The organism is Streptomyces sp. NRRL S-646, from assembly GCF_000720765.1.
Lineage (GTDB): Bacteria > Actinomycetota > Actinomycetes > Streptomycetales > Streptomycetaceae > Streptomyces.
On sequence record NZ_JODC01000009.1, the window covers coordinates 435542 to 457431 of the forward strand.

General features: G+C 70.4%; 18 protein-coding genes and 1 pseudogene. 8 read left to right on the forward strand and 11 right to left on the reverse strand.

All coding sequences use genetic code 11. The features are described from left to right. Positions 1-5: 5 nt before the first annotated feature. The 5 genes from IH68_RS51820 to pstC form a co-directional block, all read right to left on the reverse strand. Positions 6-1988 carry an Ig-like domain repeat protein gene (locus IH68_RS51820; RefSeq protein ID WP_051833715.1) on the reverse strand — a complete coding sequence of 661 codons (1983 nt, stop codon included), beginning with the start codon at positions 1986-1988 and terminating at the stop codon, positions 6-8. A gap of 469 nt (positions 1989-2457) precedes the next feature. Then, a complete protein-coding gene (locus tag IH68_RS56470; RefSeq protein ID WP_030939270.1) occupies positions 2458-5067 on the reverse strand; it encodes a hypothetical protein in 2610 nt (869 codons plus the stop codon). Then, a complete protein-coding gene (locus IH68_RS0125380) occupies positions 5064-6725 on the reverse strand; it encodes a phosphate ABC transporter substrate-binding protein PstS (protein ID WP_030939273.1) in 1662 nt (553 codons plus the stop codon). Before IH68_RS0125380 ends, IH68_RS56470 begins: the two co-directional genes overlap by 4 nt. Beyond that, positions 6725-8032, reverse strand: coding sequence for a phosphate ABC transporter permease PstA (gene pstA / locus IH68_RS0125385; RefSeq protein WP_063763546.1), 1308 nt, complete (start codon positions 8030-8032; stop codon positions 6725-6727). The genes IH68_RS0125380 and pstA overlap by 1 nt, the downstream gene beginning before the upstream one ends. 1 nt (position 8033) lies before the next feature. Then, positions 8034-9005 carry a phosphate ABC transporter permease subunit PstC gene (pstC, locus tag IH68_RS0125390; RefSeq protein WP_234341556.1) on the reverse strand — a complete coding sequence of 324 codons (972 nt, stop codon included), beginning with the start codon at positions 9003-9005 and terminating at the stop codon, positions 8034-8036. A gap of 424 nt (positions 9006-9429) precedes the next feature. Here pstC and IH68_RS0125395 point away from each other — a divergent pair, with 424 nt between their 5' ends. From IH68_RS0125395 to IH68_RS0125405, 3 genes are all read left to right on the forward strand, one after another. Beyond that, positions 9430-9828 (forward strand): luciferase family protein, encoded by a 399-nt coding sequence (locus IH68_RS0125395; protein WP_030939282.1) that lies wholly within the window; start codon positions 9430-9432, stop codon positions 9826-9828. A gap of 189 nt (positions 9829-10017) precedes the next feature. After that, a complete protein-coding gene (locus IH68_RS0125400) occupies positions 10018-11985 on the forward strand; it encodes a YncE family protein (RefSeq protein WP_030939284.1) in 1968 nt (655 codons plus the stop codon). A gap of 202 nt (positions 11986-12187) precedes the next feature. Continuing rightward, positions 12188-12862: a nucleotidyl transferase AbiEii/AbiGii toxin family protein gene (locus IH68_RS0125405; protein ID WP_030939286.1), complete on the forward strand. Its 675-nt coding sequence runs from the start codon at positions 12188-12190 to the stop codon at positions 12860-12862. A 9-nt stretch (positions 12863-12871) separates the two neighbouring features. Here the strand turns inward: IH68_RS0125405 and IH68_RS0125410 are convergent, their stop codons facing one another. After that, positions 12872-13951 (reverse strand): acyltransferase family protein, encoded by a 1080-nt coding sequence (locus IH68_RS0125410; RefSeq protein ID WP_234341557.1) that lies wholly within the window; start codon positions 13949-13951, stop codon positions 12872-12874. Positions 13952-14219: 268 nt separating this feature from the next. Then, positions 14220-15071, reverse strand: coding sequence for a patatin-like phospholipase family protein (locus IH68_RS0125415; RefSeq protein ID WP_030939288.1), 852 nt, complete (start codon positions 15069-15071; stop codon positions 14220-14222). A 104-nt stretch (positions 15072-15175) separates the two neighbouring features. On the opposite strand from IH68_RS0125415, the gene IH68_RS0125420 reads away from it, so the two are divergent. Next, complete coding sequence (locus IH68_RS0125420; protein ID WP_030939289.1) at positions 15176-15862, forward strand: TetR/AcrR family transcriptional regulator; 687 nt, start codon at positions 15176-15178, stop codon at positions 15860-15862. Between the two features lie 61 nt (positions 15863-15923). Then, positions 15924-16598 carry a DUF4328 domain-containing protein gene (locus IH68_RS0125425; protein ID WP_030939290.1) on the forward strand — a complete coding sequence of 225 codons (675 nt, stop codon included), beginning with the start codon at positions 15924-15926 and terminating at the stop codon, positions 16596-16598. Between the two features lie 69 nt (positions 16599-16667). On the opposite strand, the gene IH68_RS0125430 is transcribed toward IH68_RS0125425, so the two are convergent. Both IH68_RS0125430 and IH68_RS0125435 read right to left on the reverse strand, forming a co-directional pair. Beyond that, positions 16668-17498, reverse strand: a complete 831-nt coding sequence (locus IH68_RS0125430; protein WP_030939291.1) for an SCO2400 family protein — start codon at positions 17496-17498, stop codon at positions 16668-16670. A gap of 162 nt (positions 17499-17660) precedes the next feature. Beyond that, complete coding sequence (locus IH68_RS0125435) at positions 17661-18029, reverse strand: DUF4333 domain-containing protein (RefSeq protein WP_030939292.1); 369 nt, start codon at positions 18027-18029, stop codon at positions 17661-17663. Between IH68_RS0125435 and IH68_RS59455 the strand changes: the two are divergent. Together IH68_RS59455 and IH68_RS59460 are read left to right on the forward strand one after the other, a co-directional pair. Beyond that, a pseudogene (locus tag IH68_RS59455) lies at positions 18028-18708 on the forward strand (histidine kinase); the annotation flags it as partial. The gene IH68_RS0125435 and the pseudogene IH68_RS59455 sit on opposite strands and share 2 nt — an antisense overlap. A gap of 40 nt (positions 18709-18748) precedes the next feature. Further along, a complete protein-coding gene (locus tag IH68_RS59460; RefSeq protein ID WP_051833718.1) occupies positions 18749-19147 on the forward strand; it encodes a sensor histidine kinase in 399 nt (132 codons plus the stop codon). Between the two features lie 45 nt (positions 19148-19192). Here the strand turns inward: IH68_RS59460 and IH68_RS0125445 are convergent, their stop codons facing one another. Next, positions 19193-20269, reverse strand: a complete 1077-nt coding sequence (locus IH68_RS0125445) for a chitinase (RefSeq protein ID WP_030939293.1) — start codon at positions 20267-20269, stop codon at positions 19193-19195. A gap of 471 nt (positions 20270-20740) precedes the next feature. Here IH68_RS0125445 and IH68_RS0125450 point away from each other — a divergent pair, with 471 nt between their 5' ends. Beyond that, positions 20741-21148, forward strand: a complete 408-nt coding sequence (locus IH68_RS0125450) for an NUDIX hydrolase (protein WP_030939295.1) — start codon at positions 20741-20743, stop codon at positions 21146-21148. Positions 21149-21206: 58 nt separating this feature from the next. Here IH68_RS0125450 and IH68_RS0125455 read toward each other — a convergent pair whose 3' ends face one another. Beyond that, positions 21207-21686 carry an SRPBCC family protein gene (locus IH68_RS0125455; RefSeq protein WP_030939297.1) on the reverse strand — a complete coding sequence of 160 codons (480 nt, stop codon included), beginning with the start codon at positions 21684-21686 and terminating at the stop codon, positions 21207-21209. Positions 21687-21890 lie beyond the last annotated feature (204 nt).

The window sequence follows — 21890 nt, forward strand, 5'->3', positions numbered from 1 at the left end:
ATGGATCAGGTGGACCTGATGGTGAAGTTCGCGCCGGTCTTGGCGTTCACCGTCGAGGAGCCCGTGTAGGTGGCGTGCAGGGTGTGCCTGCCGCGGCTCAGCTTCGGGAGGGTGATGGTCACCTTGCCGCCGCTCAGGGTGCCGGTGGCGATCACCCTGGTGCCGTCGTAGATCTTCACCGTGCCGGTCGGGGTGGTGCCGGTCGCGGTGACCTTCACGATGACCTTGGCGTGCGCGGTGTGGCTGACCGTGGTCGGCGCGGTGGTGCTGACGGACGCGGTCGCCTTGGTGACCTTGAGAGTGGCGGTGGCCGAGGACGCGTACAGCTTGGCGGCGCCCGCGTAGGAGACGCTCAGCGTGTGCGTGGCGACCTTGAGGTGGTTCGACAGGGCGACGGTGACCTTGCCGGAGGCGTCCAGGGTGCCGGTGCCGAGGACCGTGGCGCCCTCCTTCACGGTGACCTTGCCGGCCGGGACGACACCGTGGCTGCCGGCGACGCTGACGGCGACCTTCGGGGCCTTGCCGTACGGGGTCGTGGCGACGGCCGCGGCCGTGGTGCTGTTGTACTTGACCGCGCCGGTCCAAGTGGCGTCCGTACCCAGGCCGTTGACGTTCGCGGCGGTCACGGAGGCGGTGTAGGTGCCGAGGGCCAGACCGGTGAAGCTGTACGAGGTCGTGGTCGCCGGGACGTCCTTGGTGGCGACGACACCGCCGTCCGCGTCCTTCAGCGTGACGCGGTAGTCGGTGACCGGGTTGGCGGGCGCCGGGCTCGCGGGGGTCCAGCCGAGCTTGAGGCTCGCGTCGCCAGGAGTGGCCTTCAGGGTGGGGGCGCCCGGGGTGGCCGAGTTGGTGCCCGAGTCCTCCAGGCCGCCCTGCTTGGCGTGCTTGGCCAGGTTGATGGAGCCGTTGTACGACTCGTTCAGGAAGCCGAACGCCCCGATGGTCTGCTCGGAGCTGTCGGAGGCCAGGGCCGCGGCGTGGTCGCCGCTGGTGACGAAGACGTCGTAGAGGTCCTTGTCGAAGAAGATGCTGGTCGGGTCGATGGCCCGGGTCGGGACGACGTTGTAGACGTCGCGGCCGAAGGTGGAGTTCTCGAAGTAGGCGGAGGCCGGGGCGAGCTTGCCGTTGACCTTGGTCACCGGGCTGGTGGCGCCGGTCTGGTTGGGCAGCTGGACGTCGGCCAGGTGGGCGCCGGCGGCGATCGCGGTGGAGCTGTAGTCGGGGGCGACGCCGTTGTTCTGGGCGATCCAGCTGCCCACGGAGAACGGTACGAGGCTGCCGTCCTCGGTGAGCGCGGCGTTCGCCTGGTTCTCCTGGACGGTCGGCAGGGTCGTGTCGACCGTGTTCGTGTTCAGGCCGATCGCGTTGAGGAAGAACTTGCGGGTGCCGGATTCGGCCTGCGGGAGGACCGGGTGCAGGGTCTGGCCGTTCAGCGTGCGCACGCCGCCGGCCTTGTAGATGTCGTGCAGCTGGTCGGCCGTCAGGCTGTCCAGACCGGAGCCGCGGACCGCGACACCGACGGCGTCCCGCGCGAACGGGATGTAGGTCAGGGCGGTGCCGGAGACCGTCGGGCCACTGGAGGAGCGGGCGAAGTCGACCTGGCCCTTGACGGCGACACCCTGGCCGTTGGGGTACATGTTGCCGTCCAGCGACGCGCTGAGCGCCTGCCGGCCCGCGCCGGAACCGTTGGGGCGGTTGAAGGACGTGCCGCCCGAGCGGGTCTGGATGGTGGCCGAGCCGATCGCGTCGTACGAGGCGACGCCCGCGCCGGACGCCGACTTCACGGCGGTGGCGGCGTAGCTGGTGCCGTTGACGGTGTCCCCGGCCAGGGCGTTCAGCACGTCCTGGGTGGTGTCGGAGCCCACGCCGACCAGCTGGCGGAAGGTCCCCGCGGGGGTGGGGTCGGCGTACGCCGGGCTCGACAGAGCCAGGCCGCCGGCCACCACGGCGGCGGCGACCAGCGCCGCCGTAGAGCGCGTTCTGCGCATCGAGAATCTCCGTGACTGTGCGAAGGGGTGGATCTGGCAGGGTGGTACGGGCCGTCCGCCCCGACTGCCTTTCGGGGCGGACGGCCGTCTGTGGGAGCACGGGCCCGCGGGGGCTCGGCTCGATCGGGTGGGCCTTGCGGGACTCGGCTCGGTGGAGCGCGCGACCTTTGGGGCTCGGGTGGGCCCTGCGCGGGTCTCGGCTTGGTGGGGCGCGGGTCCTGTGGGGCTCGGTTGGGTCGGGTGGGCCCTGCGGGATCCGGCTCGGTGGGGCGCGGGTCCTGCGGGGGCTTGGCTGGGAGGGATGTGGGGCCTTGCGGGATCCGGCCTGATGGGGCGCGGGTCCTGTGGGGCATCGGCACCGCTCAGGGCTCGGCGCCGAGGGCGGGAAGCGGGCGGGCGACGGCGGGTGCGCGTGGCCCTGGCGCCCCGGCTCCCGGGAGGTGCGCGGGCCTGGGGCCTGGCACGACCCTCACCCCCGGCCCGGCGGTAGCAGCCGCAGCCGTTCCGGGAGGGTGAGTTCCGGCACGAGGGTCAGCGTGCGGCCGCCTGGCAGCGGTACCCGCAGCGGCAGCCGGGCGCGGCTGCCGCCCGCGAAGGGGGCGCCCGCGCCGGCCACCGCGCCGAGGGCGGCGCCGACGGGGACCGCGTACCGCAGGGGGTTCGCCGGGTCGGCGGGGGTGTTGCCGGCCGCCGTGGTCTGGACGGCCTTGCCGCCGTCGTACGACGCCTGCGCGCTCGGCGTGGCACTCGCGCCCGCGCCGCCGGGGCCGCCGGTCGTCGTACCGCCTCCGGAGGAGCCGGAGCCGGCCGTGGCCGCGCCGCCGCCGCCGTCGCCGCCGGTCGAGCCCCCCGAGGATCCGGAACCGCCCGCCGTGGAGCCGCCCTTGTAGTGCAGCAGGGCGTCGGCGGCGTGCGCCGTGCGTGCGCGCAGCTCCGCCGACAGCGGGGCGTACCCCGTCGGCAGGCGGCCCGGGTCGGCGCCCGTGACCTGGCCGCTGCCGGCCGCGTACCGCAGCAGGGCCGCGTAGCCCTTCCGTGCGGCGGCATCCAGCCCGGCGGGGCGGACGGCCGCGTACACCAGCTGGGCCAGCGGGTAGGCGCCCTTCGCCTTGGCGTTCGCCGGGGTGATCTCGGCGACGCCCTTGCCGGAGGCGCTCTTCGCGGCCGTGGTGAGGGCGGCGGCCGTAGGGGCCACGAACCTGCCGGCCGAGTTCAGCAGGCGGGCGGTCTGGAGGCCGTACCGGGCGGCCGAGGCCGCGTCGGTGACCGTGATCATGAATCGGGAGCCGACGGTCTGCGGGCCGGGTGCCTTGTACGCGGGCGGGCTGGCCAGCGGGTCCCAGGTCGCCTTCCACAGGCTGTCGGCGCGCAGCGTGTGCAGGGCGCCCGCGTGCATGTCCGGTACGTACGGGTGGAAGTCGATCATGCACTGCTTCTCGGTGGCCCCGGTGCCCGGCGGGATCGTGCACCAGGGGTCGCTCTTCGGGTACGTGTCGGTGTTCGCCGGGTCGAAGGGGAACCCGGTCGGGTTCAGGTCCGCGTTGGTGGAGAAGTACGGGTCGACCCGCATCCCCCAGTCGTCGGACACCCCCGCGAGGAAGTTGCGGGCGTCCTTGTCGGCGACGATCCACTGCCACACCGCGCGCGCCGAGTCACTGTGACCGAGCGAGGTGAGCAGATCGGTGTCGGTGGCCGGTGTCTCGGCGACCGACAGCTCGGCGAACTCCGGGTTGAGCGCGATGAATTCCGGGTCGCTCGCCAGACCCGCCGGGTTGTTCCTCGCCCAGCCGTAGCCCTTGGCCGCCGTGGAGCCGACCACCGCTCCCCAGGGGGAGCTGCGGTAGGACTCGGTGAGCAGCTTGGCGACCAGACGGGGATTGAGGTCGATGGACCGCACCCGGCTCCCGGCGAGCTTCCGCGTGGCCTCCGAGGCCCCGGCCTTCGGTCTGCGTTCGATGTTGAAGCCGATGACCGTGCCGGACAGCGCGGTCGGAGCGTAGACGGTCGTGTCGCTCGGCGCGGTCGTGCCCGCGTCGGCGCCGAGCGCCCGGGTGGTGAAGGCGAGTCCGGAGGAACCGTCGTTGATCAGCCGGGCCCGGGTGTCCGGCTCGCCGAGCTCGGTGTAGCCGTACACCTTGCCGCTCGGGCACAGGGCCGCCTGCCAGCTGGTCATCGCGTCGGCGGCCAACTCGCTGCCGGTGGTGGGGCGTTCGTCGGAGCCGAGCGCGCAGTTGGAGCCGACCGAGTTGAACTGCAGCGGGATCGCGATGCGGTTCTTCCAGTTGCTGGAGGAGACCGGGGAGCCCGCGTTGACCTGGGACTGGTCGGCGTACGGCTTGCCGTCGAGGTCGAGGTGGCCCTGCGGGACGATCACCAGCCAGCAGGAGCGGGGCCGCGTGACGCCGTTCGTCGTCACGGGCACGCCGCAGCCCAGGTGCGGGGCCTCGTTGGCGGTCTGCACCTCGAAGTTCTCCCAGCCGTTGCCGTCGGCACCGGTGCGGGCGAAGTCGATCTCGTTGGTGGTGTTGCGGTTGAAGTACGGGTTGTTCTGGGTGTTGGAGGTGACGGTGGCCCCGCTGACCGGCTTGAAGGGGACCTCGCCGGGCGCGTTCGGGTTGGTCGCCCCGTACCGGTTGTCCTGCCCGTAGTTGGTGGGGTCGGCGCTGTAGAAGACCTTGCGGGTGTCGTCGTAGTCGTTGCCGGGCCAACTGCCCCGGTCGGTGGTCGGGGAGGCGCCGTACTGGCACTGGGTGCGCGGCGGCCCGGGGTTGGACGGGACCGTGCCGTCGTCGTCGCCCCAGCACTGCATGATCTGCACGAAGTCGGTGTCGAACAGGGTGCCCGCGAAGGTGGTCGCGGTGCCGCCGCTCCAGGAGACCCGGATCGCCTGGCTGGTGAGATGCGTGGTCTGGTCGACCGTGAACTTCATGTCCTTGAACTCACCGCGCCCGGGGACCGTGACGGCGGAGGTGGTGGCGGCCGTCGCGGGCGGCGCGGACTGGGCGACCGCGAACCCGGCGAGCGCGCCGACGGTGGCGCCGGCGACGCCCCGCAGCAGCAGACGTCGTATCCGGTTCATCGCGAACTCCCGTCCGAGGCACGGCTGATGAGGCGCGAGACCAGCGAGGGCAGCAGGATCAGCCCGAGGACCAGGAACGCGGCCAGCACCATCAGCGTCTGGGTGCTCGTCCAGCCGTGCCCGGCGGCGACCGCGACCGGCTGTGCCAGCGCGACGGTGCCGCCCGCGGCCGCGGAGCCGCTGCCCCCGCCGGCGGCGGACAGGGCCTGGCCGGTGTCCGGGTCGACGGAGGGCTGCCCGCTGCCGCCCGCGCCGCCACCCGCTGCCGTACCGCCGCCGCCCGCCGCACCGCCGGACGCGCCGCCCGAGGCCGACCCCGACCCGCCCGAAGAGCCCCCCGAACCCCCGCTGCCGCTCCCCGACTTGGCGCCCCCGCTGCCCGTAGTGCAGGGCGCGGCGCCCTTCTTGTCGCAGGCCGCCGGGTAGGGGGCCGTCTCGGCCAGCTTGTTGCGGCCGCTTGCGGTGAAGGTCGGGTTGTTGCAGCCCTTGATGTTGATGTTCTGCGTCTGCACGCCCGGAATCCGGCGGATCTGGTCGAACCCGGCCTGTACGAGGTTGATCGGCAGCGGCGAGTAGCCGAGGTCCGGCGCCTGCTGCTGGCCCTGGCACATGAAGTAGTACGAGAACGCGCCGAGCGTCTTGCCCTTGGCCTTGGTGAAGGTGCCCTGCACCTTCAGCGGCAGGATCATGTACGAGTAGCTGGACAGCGGGTAGTTGCGCCGGTCGCTGTCGTTGTAGACGCCGTCGAGCTGCTGGGTGAGGTAGTCCGCCGAGCTCTTGTCGGTGTTGATCCTCGCCTTGAGCAGCGAGACCGCCACGTTCTTCGGGGTCGGCTCGGTGTAGTAGCCGGCGTGGTTGAGGATCTTGGCCACCGGATAGTGCGCGTTGAGGGCGTAGGAATAGTTGACGTAGCCGATCGCGCCCTCGCCGTAGTTCTGGGCGACATAGCCCGCCACGCCCAGGTCGCCGGACTGGGCGATCATGCCGGAGACGGTCGGGTAGTACGAGGTCTGCCCGCACGCCCCCGAGCGGCCGACCCTGGCGCAGTACGCGTTCCACAGCGCCTTGTGCTGATTGGCCATCCACATCGTGAACTGCGCGGTGGATCCGGAGCCGTCCGAGCGGACCACGGGCACGATCGTGCGGTGCGGGAGCTGCATCCCGGGGTTGTCGGCCTTGATGGCCGGGTCGTCCCAGGTCTTGACCGCCCCGGTGAAGATCTTGGTGACGACGTCGCCGGACAGGCGCAGGTTGGTGACCCGCTTGCCGTTGACGGTCAGGTGGTACATGAAGACGGTGCCGCCCGCGACGATCGGCATGTAGGCGTACGAGCCCTGCGCGGGACGCTCGGCCGCGCTGCCGTCGGTGGGGTGGGTCTGGAAGGGGATGTCGGAGACCGCGAAGTCGACGGTGCCGGAGAGGAACTGGCGGCGGCCGTCCGAGGAACCGGTGCCGGCGTAGCTGATCCGCATGCCGTACTGGTTGACGGCGCGGCGCCACTCGTCGACGGCGTTCTCGGCCCAGGTGGAGCCGGCGCCGGCGATCGGGGTGTAGCTGTCGGCGGAGGCGCTCTGCGGGACGCCGACGACGGTGAGGGTGGTCAGTAGTGCGGCCAGGATGCCCAGCCGTCGCAGGGCGTTGATGACGAGGCTGGACATCAGTGATGGTCGCCTTCGGGTTCGTTGTCGGGTGCGGGTTCGATGTGGCTGGTCGCGCTCTGCGGCGGAGCCGCTGATGGATGCAGCCCCGCGCCCCTGGGGGAGTTGGGCTCGCCGGCCTCGAAAAGCTGGAGGCCTGGTGCACGGAGGTCGGCGAAACGTTCGGCATCCCGGCGGGAGGCGCGAGCCGCCCTGCGCGCCTGCCGCTTGCTCTGGTGGCCCGGCCCCCGGCCGCCGATCACCCGGGCGATTGCGAACAGCACCAGGACCAGCGCCATCAGGACCGCGGCCGCGCCGAAGCCGCGGGCGATCATCGTGGGCTCGGGGGACCTGACGAAGTTGAAGACGGCGAGCGGGAGGGAGACCATCGGGCCGTTCGTCGGATCGGCGTTGAGCGCCGCCGTGAACCCCGCGGTGAGCAGCACGGGCGAGGTCTCGCCGATGCCGCGTGCGGTGCCGAGGATGACGGCGGTGGCCAGGCCCGAGCGGGCGGTGGGGAGAACCACGTGCCACACGGTCCGCCAGCGCGGTGCACCGAGCGCTTCCGCGGCCTCCGTCAGGGTGCCCGGCACCAGCCGCAGCACCACGTCCGCCGCCCGGATCACGATCGGCAGCATCATCACGCTGATCGCGAAGCCCGCCGCGAGTCCCGACTTCTGCATGCCGAGCCCGAGGATCCAGACCGCGTACACCATCAGGCCGGCGACGATCGACGGCAGCGCGGTCATCGCCTCGACGATCGTCCGTACGAAGCGGGAGAAGCGCCCGGGGATCTGGTTGAGGTAGACCGCGCAGGCCAGGCCCAGCGGCACGGTGATCGCCAGCGCGATCGTGATCATGATGAGGGTGCCGAGCATGGCGTGCGCGATGCCGCCGTTGGTCAGCGGGTCGAGCGGGCCGGCCGCCTGCATGTCCTGGGTGAAGAAGTTGCCGTGCGGCAGGGCTTCCCGCCCGCGCCAGGCCGTGAAGCCGACGACCAGGGCGAGCGCGGTGAACAGCAGCCCGGCCGCCGTCCACAGCACGACCGTCATCACCCGGTCCCGAACCGCCTGCCCGTTCTCCTCCAGGCCGGTCAGCACGGCGTACACGGCGAGGAAGGCGAGGTACGCGGTGACGGTGAAGCCCAACGCGCCGGAGAACGGGGCCAGTTCGCCGAACAGCAGCACCGCCACGCACAGGCCGGAGAGCGCCGCACCGCACAGGGACAGCACGCCCGAGCGGGTGGGGCCGCCGATGCGGCGGGGGCGGTCGGGCGGCTGCACGGCAGCCGTCTCGGGGACGGCCGCGATCTCTTCCACGACGGTCATCTCATGCCTCGCTCTGCGCGCCGGACCGGGAGCGGGCCACGATGGAGGAGGCGGTGAAGTTGACCGCCAGGGTGAGCAGGAAGAGCGCCAGACCCGCCGCCATCAGCGCCGACATGCCGAACGTGGAGGCATCGCCGTAGTGCAGGGCGATGAGGGAGGAGACCGAGTTCGAGCCGGTCTGCAGGATGTGCGGCTGGATGACGAAGACCGGCGAGATGATCATGTAGACGGCGATCGTCTCGCCCATCGCCCGGCCGAGCCCCAGCATCGTGCCGCCGATGATCCCGCCCATGCCGTACGGCAGGACGACCGAGCGGATCATCCCCCAGCGGGTGGCTCCGAGCGCGTAGGCGCCCTCCCGTTCGCCCGCGGGTGCCTGCGCGAACACCTCGCGCATCACCGAGCACTGGATCGGCGCGACCATCAGCGCGACCACCAGCCCGGCGACGAAGGTGGACGCGGTGTACACGCTGTCGGAGGCGAGCGGTTCACCGGGCTGGGTGCCGTCCACCTTGAACAGTGGAATCCAGCCGAACCAGTCCGACAGCCACCGGGACAGCCCGATGACGTGCTGCTGGAAGAAGAACAGTCCCCACAGTCCGTACACCACCGACGGGACGGCTGCCATCAGGTCGACCATCGTGACCAGCGTGCGGCGCAGCCCGCGCGGTGCCACGTCGGAGATGAACAGCGCGGCTCCGACGGCCAGGGGCACCGAGACCACCACCGCGACGGCGGCGACCAGCAGGGTGCCGGTGAGCACGGCCGCGATGCCGAAGTGGTGGACGTCGGGCTGCCACTGGGCGGTGGTGAGGAAGGCGGGGCCCACGGCGCTCAGGGCCTGCGCGGCCCTCAGCAGCAGGAACAGCCCGACGGCCGCCATGATGCCGAGAACGACGACCCCGGTGGCCGTCAACTGGAACCGGAAGACCCGGTCCCCGAACCCGCGGGCCGCACGCGGCCGACGAGGCACGGAGATGTCGGACCGGGATGAGCCGGACTCCGGTCTATCGGACTCCGGTCTGTCGGAGTCCGATCCCTCGGAGTCCGATCCCTCGGAGTCCGATCTCTCGGAGTCGGGTCTGTCGGCGTCCGTCATGTCGGACTCCGATCCGTCGGACCCCGTTCTGCCGGAGTCCTCCTGAGCGGACAGCACGTGCGCCTCCACAGGGAAACGAATGGCCCCACACGGCTCCGAGCGGGTGCCGCGCGGGGAGAGTCAATGGCCGGATCCTGTCGCTGCGAGGCGTGAAATATGGAGGACCGATGAACGGTTCATGTAGTTCCGGTGGGGCTGTTGTGGAGCCCCCTGTTCGTTCAACCGGACATACGTCACCTACGGGTTACGAATCCCACAAGGTCTGGTGGACGCGTGGTGAGCGCCGCACCATGGGCGCATGACACCGGCCCAGAGAGCCATGGACCAACTGGCCGCGTGGCCCGACCTCAGCCCGTGCGAGGCCGGCTGTGGCACGGGCCGGGCACTGCGCTCCGTACGCGACGAGATCGTGCACTTCCACTCCGACCGGGACGTGGACCTGCACCTCACCACCCGCGCGATCCAGCGGCTCCACTACGACTTCGCGGAGTCGACCGCCATCCGTCTGGTGCCGGGCTCCCGCTGGGTCACCGTCCATCTCGACTGCGACGCCGATGTCGACCTGCTGCTCGGCCTGGTGAGCGTCGCCCTGAAGGCCCACTCCGCCCACCCGGGGCACCCGGCTCCTGCCGTGTGCAACTTCCACCGTGTGACGGTGCTGGCGCGCGACGACGCCGACGAGGCCGGAGAAAGCTGAGAGCAGGGGCCCTGCACGGGAAGTCCGCACACCGGAAACCCCCTCCACAACTGTCACAGGCATGCCATACGCTGCTCCCAGCAGCCGCGCCCCGCGCGTCACCGCAGTAGAGCGGTCATGTCCGGGTGCTGCGCGGCGCACTCATCTCCCCGGTCACACACCGGGTTTTCCTGTGGGGGTTACAACACTGTGCGTACGCGCAGCATCTCGACCGCGACAGCGCTTGCGGTCCTCTTCAGCTCGGCGGCGCTGAGCGTCGTCGCTGCGGGCACCGCCTCGGCGGCCACCGCCCATGTCACCTCGCCCGGTGGCATCGTCGCGGACGGCCCCCTGAAGCGGGTGTTCCTCGGCGACAGCTCCGCCGGGACCGTCGCGGTCACCGACTACTCCGGTGCCGTCCTCGGTTCGGTGAGCGGCGTGACCGGGGTCAGCGACCTCGCCGTCTCGGACGACGGGGCCACGGTCTACGCGGCCGCTCCGCAGATCCACGAGATCTGGGCCATCGACGCGGCCACCCTCGACGTCAGGGCCCGCTACACGGTGTCCACCAACTACGGCCCGCGCCATGTCGCCTTCAGCGGCGGCAAGGTGTGGTTCACGTACGGCGACCAGTGGGACGGCGACCTCGGCTCGGTCGACCCGGCGGTGGACCCGGCGAGCGGCACCGACCCGGTGGCGCTGACGCAGTTCCCGACCGAGGGCACCGGCTCCGGTATCTGGGGCCAGGGCCTGCTGGACACCGACCCGAGCCAGCCGGGCATCCTCGCCGTCGGCGAGACCGGCCTGTCCACGGACTCGATGGCCGTGCTCGACGTGTCGAGCGGCAAGCCCGCACTGGTCGCCTACCACAACGGCGACTACACGCTGAACAACGGCATCGGGGACATCGACCTGGTCCCGGGCGGCACGCAGGTGCTGGTCAACGGCAAGGACCGGGACGCCTACGCGGACGGCAAGTTCAAGGCGGCCGGCTCCTACCCGGACGGCCAGTTCGCCGACATCGCCCCGAACGGCGTGCTCGCCCAGGTCAACGGCGGCAAGGTCCTCACGTACAAGCCGGGCGCCACGCTGCCGCTGCACACGTACGACCTCGGCACCTCCCGCACGGCCGCCCTCACCTGGGCCCCGGACCTCACCAAGGTCTTCGCACTGGTGGGCACGGACGTCGAGAGCGGCGGCTACAACCTCAAGGTGCTCAGCGACCCGACGCTGAACAACCCGACCCTCACGCTCAACGCCCCCTCGACGGCGACCCGCGCCAGGCAGCTCACCGTCACCGGGAAGATCTCGGCGTCGTTCGCGTTGCCGGCCGGTGTGCAGCTGCAGGTCACCCGGACCGACCTGGACTCCCCGAACGGCAAGGCGCTGCCCGCCGTCACGGTCAAGGCGGACGGCACGTACTCCTTCAACGACACCCCGCCGGCCGGCGGCACCGTCACCTACAAGGCGACCTACGCCGGCGACACCGACCACTCCGCGGTCAGCGCGAGCGACAAGGTCGCGGTCTCCCGCACCGCGACCACGCTGAGCCTGAACAACAACGGCAAGGTGTACTCGTACGGCGCCGACGTGAAGTTCACCGCCCACCTCGGTACGACGTACAAGAACCGCACGGTGGAGATCTGGGCCAACCCCTACGGCGGCGACAAGCCCAACAAGCTGCTGAAGACCGGCACGGTCGACTCCAGCGGCAACATCTCCGCGACCGTCGACATGACCCGCGACACCGACGTCACGGCGGTCTTCAAGGGCGACGCCCGTTACGCACCCAGGACGGTCAAGTCCACCGGCTACGCCAGGGTGAAGGTCTCCACGGCCGTCACCAAGAACTACAAGAAGGCCGCGATCGGCTCGCACACGTACTACTGGTTCCACAAGAACACCTCGCCGGTCGTCACGACGACCATGACGTACTACCCGGGCCGCAAGCAGCGCCTCGAGCTCGAGGTCTACTACAACGGCAAGTGGTACGCGACCGACGGCAGCCCCCAGTACTTCGCCCTCGGCTCGAACGGCAAGTCCGCGGTGAGCCTGGGCGCCCCGGGCGAGTCCGGCATCAAGGCCCGCGTCCGCGCGGCGTACATCAACAACTCGTCGGGCGACAACGTCAACTCGAACACGTACAGCGACTGGAAGTACCTGTACTTCTCCAACTAGCCGATGGACGCGTGAGAAGCGCCGGGCCGGTGGCGACAGCCATCACCCGGCGCTTCTGGCGTTCGCCAGCTCTCGGCGCAGCGGAAGGTACTGCCCCACTCGGGCTGGACCCATCGCATGGTGATCACCCTGACGACAACACGCAGCCCGGTCCCACTGTTGATCGCGCCTGAGCCCCCCTCCGACGAGCAATAATCCGGACATGGCCGCACTGACCGACCTGCAGCGTCGCATCCTGACCGACGTGCTTGCCGTGGGCAGTGCCTACCCGCTCGTCCTCACGGGCGACTGCGCCGCGCAGGCGCACGGCCTGGTCGAGCACCTCAGCCAGGACCTCGACGTCGCCACCGAGAACCCCGAAGGCATGGAGCAGATCGGTGCCACCGTGCGGACAGGGCTGGAGGATCGAGGCTGGCAGGTAAGGGTGGTGGAGACGGATCCTCTCTCCGCACAGCTGATCGTCACCGACCCGGACAGTGGCGACGAGTGCGAGGTGGACGTCCTCAAGGAGGTCATGTGGCGGCCGCCGGTGCAGACCGAGTACGGCCCGGCCCTCTCTCTCGAGGACGTCGTCGGTACCAGGGTCTGGGCCCTGGCCGACCGCGGCCTCCCCCGCGACCTCGTCGACGTCCGAGCCGCCGCGGACCGCTGGACCCACCCCGAACTCGAAGAACTCGGCCGCCGCCACGCCCGGGACACCTTCGACCTCACCGACCTTCAGGCGCGTCTGTCCGGCGCCGACCTGATGGACGACAGCGAGTTCGCCGCCTACGGACTCGACGCGGGCGCGATCGCGGAACTCCGCCAGTGGGCCCAGGTATGGGCCGACGACATCGCGGAACGGCTCCTGGAAGGGGAGCCGCCGGAGGACGAGTGAGCCGCGCATTCACTCGGCCCGCCAGTTCCGTTTCCGCTTGAAGGGCATCTCGAAGATCTCCGCGAACACCCATGCCGACAGAACCGAAGCCGGCAGCCCCACAACCACCGTGAAACAGAACGTGGGCAGCCCCGCCGATACGTAATCCGGGGCAATTTTCCGCACCACGACCATGACGACAGGCAGATGGATGAGATACAGGCTGTACGAGAAGTTGCCGAGGCCGCGCACGGGCCGGGTGGCAAGGAGCCGCAGCAGAAAGTCCGGGCGCCCGGTGGCGATCGCCGCAAGGAACATCGCCATGGCGGGGGCGACGGCGAGATCCACCCAGAAGTAGTGATGCACCGTCCAGGCCGATCCCTTGACGGCGATGAGTGACAGGACCGGAACCATCGCCAGAGCGGCGAGCCAATGCCAGGGCATCCGCCGGACCCTCTCCCGCGCAACAATGACACCCGCGGCTGTCAGACCGGCGACGAACACGGGCGCGAGATTCGGGGCCAGCCAGTTGTCACCTTCCACCAAAGACGCGTTTCCCGCCAGCAGTCCACGTGCGACCACCAGCAGTGTCACACCGGTGACCAGGACGGCCGCCCCCAGCCGCCGCCGGACAAGAAGCAGCAGCGGGAAGAGGAGATAGAGCTCCGCCTCCACGGCGATCGACCAGAACGCACCGTTCGGCGTGCGGGCCGGGAACATGTCCTGGAGCACCAGGCCGTACACGACGACGGTCCGGTAATTCGGCGGCCCATGATGGGAGGCCCGCACCACGAAATAGGCAACTGCCACGCTCAGTACGAGCGCCGCCCAGTACGGCGGAAGGATGCGCCAGGCACGGCGCCGCAGAAACCGGGCCACGCCGCCTTGACGCCAGCCGTTGCGCGCCGGTGAGAGGGCCAGCGAGAAGCCGGACAGGACGAGAAAGAAGACGACGGCGAGACGTCCGTACATCAGCCAGCCCAGCCAGGACGGACCCGAATTCCTGGGAAACCCTGGAAAGGCAAGCAGCCAGCAGTGAAACAGAACCACGTACAGTGCAGCCAGACCGCGGAGCCCGTCAAGCCCCGGCACATGACTGCCTGCGTTCACTTCCCCCGTACCGTCCAACGGCCGTACCGGGACGGCCACATCAGGATTCCTGCTGTCGGGACGGCTCGATTCCAATAAAATTGTTCGGCCCTTCCTCTCGGCGCCGTGTCGAAGCACGTGGTCACCATGTCGGTGATCTTTTCTGCGGCCCGGGACGGCGCCGCACAGTGACCCGTACGTCGCATGGAGCCAGGACGTTCAGCGGCTTCTCATCGGCCGAAGCGAACCGGCAGTTCGGCCAGACCTCGCAGCAGCGTGCCACTCCGCGTCACGCCTGCCACACCTCTGCCACCGACTCCGCCAGCGCCGTCGCCTGGGCATGTCCAGCGCGGGCCGCGTCCGGGACGCGCGCGTTCGCCGTCATGTTCCGGCCCATGGCCCGGCGTGCGTCGCGGTCCGGGCACAGGAGCGATACGGCGGCTCCGTCGGCGGTGAGTGCGGCTGCCTGCTGTTGTGCGCTCGGGTGGGGGCCGACCGCGTTCGGGATCGGCACGACGGCGAGCACCCGACCGTATCCGCGGGCCAGTTGGAGGTTGGCCGTGGAGCGGCTGCCACCGTCGATCCAGTGGTGGCCGTCCAGCGCGACCGGCGGCCAGACCAGCGGCACGGCACAGCTGGCGGCCACCGCGTCGACGAGCCCCACCTTCGCGTCCGCGTCGAAGTCCGCCACCTCCCCGGTCACGGCGTCGACGGCGGCGATCCGCAACGCCCGCGCGGGCCAGTCCGTCGCCCCGCGCAGCAACTCCCTTACCGCCTCGCGCATTTCGGCCGCCGGTGGGGTGCGGGCGGCGAGGGCGGCGCGACCGAGGCGTCGTATCGAGCGCTCGGGGTTCCGGGAGCCCAGGGCGGCCCAGAGGAAGCGGAGGGTCTGGGCGGCGGTGACGTCCAGGTCGATGCGATCGGCGCCGGAGAGCTGGCGCTCGTAAAGCTCACGCGGGGGCTGACCACAAGCCAGCCGTGAGCCGAAGACCGCGCCGGCCGAGGTGCCGATCACCACGTCGGCCCGATCGAGGTCGAGGCCCGCGTCCGTGAGGCCGGCGAGTATGCCGGTCATCCATGCGCCGCCGACCGGGCCTCCGCCGCCCAGTACCAGTGCCGTACCGCTTCCTCTTCCGCTCACGTCACACCCCCGGGACCGTAAATGGGGAGCACTCCCCGTTTCGTTTCCCGACGATAACATCAGTTCCGGGGAGTGATCCCCACTTCTTCCTCCGGAGGGTGACGATGACCGTCGGCGCAGGCCGTGGAACGGGACCGCAGCGGCGTGACGCGCGGCGGAACCGCGAACTCCTGGTGGAGGCGGCCCACGAGGTGTTCACCGAGCAGGGGCTGCAGGCGGCGCTGGACGTGATCGCCCGCAGGGCGGGGGTCGGCAATGCGACGCTCTACCGGCACTTCCCCACCCGGGCCGCCCTCATCGACGCCGTCTTCCGCGACCAGCTCGGCGGGACGGTCGCCGCGGGCGAGCTGGCCCGGACGGCCCCCGACGCCTGGACCGGCCTCGACACCTACCTCCAGGCCGTCTTCCGCACCCTGGCCGCCGACCGCGGCACCAACGACCTGATGACCACCCATGTCCAGGGCATCGAGGCGCTGGACGACGTGCACGCACACAACCGGGAGACGCTGGAACTGCTGCTGGCCCGCGGGCGCGAGGAGGGCGCGATCCGCTCGGACGTCACCACGGAGGACATCCTGTTCGCACTGGCCGCGCTGGGCCGCGCCGTCCCGGCCCTGACCGCCGCGACCGCACCGGACACCTGGCGCCGCCCCCTCGCCCTGCTCCTCGACAGCCTGCGCCCCGCGCCGAAGTCCCTCCCGGACGCCGCGCTCACGTCCTCGCAGCTCGCCGACGTGCTACGGGAATTGGGGCCGCATCGTGCGCCCGCGCGGCAAGTGAAGGACGAGTGAAGGCCCGCCGCCAGGCATGTCGGTGTGGCGGTCGGCGGTCGTCGTCGGCGAGGATGCCCCGGTGAACGACCACATAGCACCCGCCACTGCTGCTCCCGGCCCCGACGTCCCCGCCCTGCAACCGGTCCGTGCGGCAGCTCTCGTCACCATGGCTGCCCTTGCCCTCGCCGGTCTCGGATGGGCGGCGCGGGCCGTGTGGCAGATCCGGCTCGCGATGGCGGGGGAGCCGGCCTCCGGGCCGCCGGACCAGGGCGAGGGGGTGCACCGTCCGCTGACCTCGCTGGAGGACTCGTACCACCTCGTCAGCACGGTGTCGGGCGCCGCGGCGGCGGTCTGCGCGATCGCGTTCGTGGTGTGGACGGGCCGTGTCCGGGACAACGCGCGCGATCTGTCCGGGACCAGGCCGCGCTACTCCGGGCTGTGGGTGCTCTTCGGCTGGGTGGTGCCCGTCGTCAACCTGTGGTTCCCGCGCGGCATCATCGCGGACGCCTACCGCGCCAGCGCCCCCGGAGAGCGGCTGCCCCGCTCCCTGAACGTGTGGTGGGGCCTGTGGCTGATCGGCATGCTCACCGGAGTCGGCCTCATGTCCAGCGACTCCACCGACGAGATCATCGCCCGCGCCTACACGGACGTGTGGCAGCTCCTGGCGTGCGACGCGGCGGTCGTCGGCGCGGCCGTGGCCGGAGTCTTCGTCGTCCGCGCCGTCACTGCCGTACAAGAGCGGCATCTGAACTGACCGTGGAACAAGCCCAGTTGACCCTGGCAGGCAAGGCCGGCCAGGGTCAAGGTGAGCGTAAAGGTCAGGTCAGCTGACGCACAGCAGACCGAGGACGCAGATCCCCGACGGGGAGGTCGCCGTCGACGTGTTGTCCGACTGGGACGTTCCCGAGGTGCTGGAGGACCCCGACGTTCCGGAGGATCCGGACGCGTTCGACGTTCCCGAACCCGTGCTGCCCGTGGGCGTCGCGGAGGGCGTCTGGGTCGTCGTCGTGCCGCCGGTGACGGGCGTGGTGTCGACGGAGGGGGTGTGCACGGTGGCCACGGAACCCTGCTGTGCGGGCTTCGTCGCCGGCGTCGAGTGCGCGGCGGGGGTGTACGGCTGCGTCCGCGCCGAATCGGTGTGGGACGCGGTGACTCCGGAACGCTGCTGAACCTTGCCGGACGCGGCGGAGCGGTCGGTCGTGGCGTCGGGCTTGCGGTGCTTGCCCGTGCCGGCCGGCGGGAGCTGGACGTTCTGGTCCGCGGACCCGTCCTCGGCGCCCATGCTCGACAGGTCCGTCGCCGTCGACGCCTCGGCGCGGTGGCCGGAGCCGCGGTCCATCGAGGCGAGGGTCATGCCGCCGCCGACGAGTGCCACAGCGGTCGCGACCACGGCCTTGCGCTGGTTCTTCTTCCAGCGGGCCCGCTGCCTGCGCCGGGCGGCCCGCCCCTCCGACAGGGGTATCGCGGCCTCGGCCTCACCGTATGCCTCGGAGCCGGGCGGCTCTTCCGTCTCCGGCCACATCGCCGTCGCGGCGGGGGCCGGGGTGGTGCGTCCGTGGGAGGTCACCGGTGCGATGTCGGGGGCGTAGGCACCGCAACCGGGGCACACCAGGGCGCCGTTGAGGTGCCGGCGGCATGAGGAGCAGTAGTCCATCCGCTGTCTTCCTGACCCTTCGCATGGGAGATGCACCGGAGATGCATGGGAGTTCGAACGGGCTGCAACGGTAACGAGGGTTTCGAAAGACTGTGTGAGGTCTGTGTGCTTCTCCTGCGCGGATTCTCTGCACACCATGCACTCGGCGGTCGAACGAGCAGGTCAGCGCCGGAACTTCCAGGTGATGTGCGAGTCCGTGGCGCTGATCACAGTCACCGGGATGTCGATGGTGCTGCCGTCGTTCTTGCGGCCGCTGCAGGTGATGGTGGCGTCGGCCACCGCCTTCAGACCGGTCGGGCAGGACACCTCGACCTTGACGCCGACCCAGGGGAGCGGGTGGTACAGGCTCTGCGTGCGCCCGGCGACGATGTTCGCCGCGAGCGCCTTGTGGCCGTCCACCACGACCGTGTCGTACCGGTCCAGCCCGGTCGTCGACTCGGTGCGGGCGATCAGCCGCGTGCCGAGACCGCCGACGAGAAGCACGAAGGCCGCGCCGCCCACGACGCCGACGAGGAACCTGCTGTCCGGCATGAGCGGAACGTATCAGCCGTCAACAGCCCGAATCGGCCGCACGGGCGCATACCGTGATCCGCATGGTGCAGCTGTCGGACGGGGCGGCCTGGCCTCGCGGCTGTCGGCCGTCGATCTGCTGATCGCGGGTGACGTGGGCTACCCCTTGTGGCGTCCGGCCGTCGTCCTGGCGATCGGCCTGACCGCCGTACTGTGGTCGGCCGCGCGCCGCCCCGCCCGCCTCACCCCGCAGCTCCGCACCGCAGTACCCGCGCTCGTCTCCCTCCTCTATACGGCGGCTTCTTTCCTACGCCACCGGGACGCACCCTTCGGCCCCGGCGAAGTCGCCGTACTGCTGTGTCTGCTGTTCGTCGCCGTACGGCACTGCCCGCCGCGCTGGGCCATCGCGTGCGCGGTGCTGGACGCGGGCGCCCTGCTCCTGACGCCGCTCAGGTACTTCCGGACGCTGTGGTCGGCCGACGAGGCACAGGGCTACGTCCTGGTCGGGCTGATCCTTATCGGCCTGGTCGGCGGCCTCGCGGCGTATCTGCGCGCGCTCGACTACCGCCGTACGGTCGCCGTCGCCGACACCCGCCGCGAGGAGCGGGTGGCGATCGCCGCCGACCTGCACGACTTCGTCGCCCATCACGTCACCGGCATCCTCGTACAGACCCAGATGGCCCGCATGATGGCGGACACCCGGCCGCGGGAACTGGACCCCGTCCTCGCCGGCATCGAGCGTGCCGCCACGGAGGCGCATCGCCGAACTGACGGCCGGTTTCGCGAGCCCGGGCCAGAAGGTCACCCTGCACCGCGACCCCGCCGCCTCCGACGACCTCCCGCACGAGGTGCAGGCGGCGGCCTTCCGCGTCGTCCAGGAGGCCCTGACGAACGTACGGCGCCACGCGGCCGACGCCACGGAAGTCACTGTCGTCCTGGAACACGACGGCTCCGGGCTCTCGGTGACGGTGTCGGACGACGGCCGCGGCGGCAGCCGGCTCCCCGCCGCTGCCCACGGCGGCGGCTTCGGCCTCGTGGGCCTGCGCGAACGCGTCACCGCATTGGGTGGGGAACTCCGCACGGGGCCCGGGCCGGGAGCCGGTCACGGGTGGGAGGTACGGGCACGCTTCCCGTGCTGAGTTCCCCTGACGGGTTTTCCTGCCGGATCCCTCTGCCGACAGGCCCTACCAGCGTGTGAACCGCTCGAAGGCGTGGCTGAAGTACCAGGTGTCCTGGGCGATCCCGGAGCAGGAGTTGGCGCCGGCGGTGCCCACACACCCGCCGTTGTCCCGCTGAAGAGCCCAGAAGGAAAGGGTGTTGATGCCCTTGGCCTCGGCCCACTGCTCGACCTTCACCGCGTCCTGGGTGGTGAAGGTCTCCTGCGGACCGAAGTCGTCGATGCCGGGCATCTCGGTGACACCGACCATGCGCCAGAGCTGCGCACGGCTCTTCTTCGGATACAGGGAGGCGAGTTGACCCACGAGCCCGTCGCCGGCGGTCTCGGTGTCGGCGGCCATGTCATGGGTGGCGCCGTCCCAGTAGTCGAACGTCATGATGTTGACGACGTCCACGCGCGCGTGGTTGTCGACGGCGTTCTTGAGGAGGGCCACGCCGTTCGGCGCGAGCCCGGTGGTGGTCGTGGGCAGGGTGTACGAGAACTGCACGCGCCGCCCGGTGCGTTCGGCCCACCGCTGCACCTGGGCGATGGCCTTGTTGCGGCGGTCGATCCCCGCCGTGTTGTTGATGGAGTCGGCCTCGACGTCGAGATCGATCCGCGAGATCCCGTACGTCGTCACCAGGCTCTCGTAGACCTTGGCGATGGCGTCGACGCTCGTGCAGCTGTCGGCGAGTTCGGTGCCGGTGGTGTCGGCGCCGTAGCCGCCGAAGGACGGGATGACGTTGCCGCCGCGGGCCTGGACGGCCGCGATGTCGGCGCCGAAGGAAGACGCGGCGGACCTGGAGATGGGCCGGCCGGTGTCGCCGTTCCAGTAGGCGGTGCACGAACCGGCCGCGTCCGTCTGCAGGAAGGCCATGGTGAGGTACTTGTTCCGCGACTCGGCGGCGAGCGTGGCCGGGCTCTCCCCGGTCCACGTCTCGAAGTACGGCGCGGCGACATGGGCGGGCATGGGCGCCGCGGGCCGCGAGGGCGCGGCATCCGCTCCGAACGCCCCACCTCCCCCGAGCGCGACGAGACCGGCCGACAGGCCGGTCACGGTGATGCAGGACAGCAACGCACGAAGAGCAGGACGCGGTCGTCTCATTGACGCTCCCAGGGGGATGGCGGAGAGGCGGAGAGGAAGGGGGGTGGGGGCGAACAGACGACCATAGTTGGACTAGACCAATTGTCTGTCAAGGTTCTTTACAGTTACCTGACCCTTCTGGGGCCCTAGAACCTTCTGTCCCGGCAGCCCGTCCGACTCCCGACCGGAGCGTCCGTGGCGTTCTGGTTCTTTGGCCCGCTCTGGATACCGGTCTGCTTCCTCGCGCCGCCCCTGGCCGTCGTGGGCCTCGTGCGGGCCTGCGTCGAGTACCGCGCATCGAAGTCGGGGCGAGCGAGCAGGCCGCGAGCCGTAGTGGGTGCCGTGTTGTCCCTCCTGGCGGCAACAGCTCGATCACCTACATGGTCTTTCTGGCCGGCCATCCATTGGCGTGGTGACCGGTTCGTGTGGTTGCGGTGGTGCTGGAACCTTTGGTCCTGATGTTGTGTCGGTGGGGGTGGGTAGGGTCCGAGGATGGGGAAGAGCGAGGTCGTTCCGGAGAAGGTGGCCTGGGTTCTCGTGCGTGACGGGCGGGTGTTGGTGACGCGCAACCGTGGTGTGGATGTCTTCTACTTCCCGGGCGGGAAGCGGGAGCCGGGTGAGTCCGATGCCGAGACCTTGGCGCGCGAGATTGACGAGGAACTCCAGTCCCGGGTCGATACGGCAACGATGGTGCACGTCGGCACCTTCGAGACGTGGAGGGATCACGACGGATGCACCGAGTTCCGGATGATCTGTTACACCGCCGAGTACACCGGTCCGCTGGTTGCCTCAAGGGAGATCGCAGAGTCGGCCTGGTTCGGCTATGGCGATCGTGAGCGGGTCTCGGCAGTGGACCAGATGGTGTTCGACGTGCTTCACACCTCGGGCCAACTGCCCTGAGGATCAGGCTCACCGGGCGAGGGTCCGAGGGGAACGGCCGCCGACTGCTGAGAGAGAGTCATGTCTTGGGCTTGAGGGTGCTTCCGGGGCGGAGTTTGCCGTCCTCGTCCAGATCGTTCAGCACGGCGGACAGGCCGACGCGCAGCATCTTCCGCCGGACGTGACCCAGTAGCTGGGTCATCAGGAGCCCGCCCGCACCCGTGAAGCCCGTGTGGTCGTAGGTGAAGCGTGTCCCTGTGCCATGAGGTTCGATGCGGTAGGCGACCTCGGTGGTCTCGCTGCCACCGTGGTCGGTCCACGAGTAGCGCAGCAGCCGGGGCTTGTCCACCTCCAGTACGACGCAGTCGACGATGCCGCTCCAGCCGGGCTTCGGCTTGGCAATGAACTGGAACCGGGCGTCGACGGTGGTGGTGAATCCTTCCGGGCGTGCCCCAGCCCCGGTGGCCGTCCACAACGGTATGAGCCGGGGGTCGGTGACGGCGTGCCAGACCTTGGTGGGGGAGTGCGGGTAATCGCGGACGATGTGGATGGCGCTCATGGGGCTCCCTGAGAGGTCGAACAAGGGACAGAGCTTACAGTCACTGAAAATTTATAGTAGCAGTAAATATTCTGCCGCTGTACTACGCTGTCGTCATGAGCACGGTGGACTGGACGGCATGGCGCCCGCAGACCGCGGAGCCCGAGGCCGAAGGGCTGCGGGAGCAGAAGAAGCGCCGGTTGCGGCAACGCCTGTCCGATACCG

Excerpts from the sequence above, each read along its gene's own strand:
- IH68_RS0125445 (WP_030939293.1), bottom strand. The coding sequence starts at position 20,269 with ATGAGACGACCGCGTCCTGCTCTTCGTGCGTTGCTGTCCTGCATCACC.
- IH68_RS0125430 (WP_030939291.1), bottom strand. The coding sequence starts at position 17,498 with ATGGACTACTGCTCCTCATGCCGCCGGCACCTCAACGGCGCCCTGGTG.
- IH68_RS0125450 (WP_030939295.1), top strand. The coding sequence starts at position 20,741 with ATGGGGAAGAGCGAGGTCGTTCCGGAGAAGGTGGCCTGGGTTCTCGTG.
- IH68_RS0125405 (WP_030939286.1), top strand. The coding sequence starts at position 12,188 with ATGGCCGCACTGACCGACCTGCAGCGTCGCATCCTGACCGACGTGCTT.
- IH68_RS56470 (WP_030939270.1), bottom strand. The coding sequence starts at position 5,067 with ATGAACCGGATACGACGTCTGCTGCTGCGGGGCGTCGCCGGCGCCACC.
- IH68_RS0125435 (WP_030939292.1), bottom strand. The coding sequence starts at position 18,029 with ATGCCGGACAGCAGGTTCCTCGTCGGCGTCGTGGGCGGCGCGGCCTTC.
- IH68_RS0125420 (WP_030939289.1), top strand. The coding sequence starts at position 15,176 with ATGACCGTCGGCGCAGGCCGTGGAACGGGACCGCAGCGGCGTGACGCG.
- IH68_RS0125395 (WP_030939282.1), top strand. The coding sequence starts at position 9,430 with ATGACACCGGCCCAGAGAGCCATGGACCAACTGGCCGCGTGGCCCGAC.
- IH68_RS0125455 (WP_030939297.1), bottom strand. The coding sequence starts at position 21,686 with ATGAGCGCCATCCACATCGTCCGCGATTACCCGCACTCCCCCACCAAG.
- IH68_RS51820 (WP_051833715.1), bottom strand. The coding sequence starts at position 1,988 with ATGCGCAGAACGCGCTCTACGGCGGCGCTGGTCGCCGCCGCCGTGGTG.
- pstA (WP_063763546.1), bottom strand. The coding sequence starts at position 8,032 with ATGACCGTCGTGGAAGAGATCGCGGCCGTCCCCGAGACGGCTGCCGTG.
- IH68_RS0125380 (WP_030939273.1), bottom strand. The coding sequence starts at position 6,725 with ATGTCCAGCCTCGTCATCAACGCCCTGCGACGGCTGGGCATCCTGGCC.